We start from the raw sequence: 499 nt of genomic DNA on the forward strand, positions 1-499 counted from the left end.
GGCCAAGCTGCTTTGCTGGCTCGACCGGCAAAAGCCGGGCTCGCTCGACGAGATCGCCGTGGTCACCAGGCTCGAGGAGGTGCGCCGGCAGACCGGCGAGGAGACCCAGATGCCGCTGCGCGACGTCTCCTTCGACACTATTTCCGGCGCCGGCCCTAACGGCGCCATCATGCACTACCGTGTTTCCCGCGCCACTAGCCGCAAGCTTGCCGATGGCGAGTTGTTCCTGCTCGATTCCGGCGGCCAGTATCAGGACGGCACTACCGACATCACCCGCACCGTACCGATCGGTGAGCCGACGCAGGAGATGCGCGAGCGCTTCACCCTGGTGCTGAAGGGCATGATCGGCATTTCCATGCTGCGCTTTCCGGCCGGCACGCGCGGCTCGGAAATCGACGCCGTGGCGCGCCTGGCGCTATGGAGGCATGGTTGCGACTTCGCCCACGGCACCGGCCATGGCGTCGGCTCCTACCTTGCAGTCCATGAAGGCCCGCAGCGC

Annotated in this window: 1 protein-coding gene; it reads left to right on the forward strand. The window is 66.7% G+C overall.

From position 1 onward, the window contains the following. Nucleotides 1-499 (forward strand): M24 family metallopeptidase (locus tag EOA33_RS38230; RefSeq protein WP_127407870.1); only part of this gene is annotated, 499 nt, incomplete at both ends.

The organism is Mesorhizobium sp. M4A.F.Ca.ET.050.02.1.1 (assembly GCF_003997725.1).
Classification (GTDB): domain Bacteria; phylum Pseudomonadota; class Alphaproteobacteria; order Rhizobiales; family Rhizobiaceae; genus Mesorhizobium.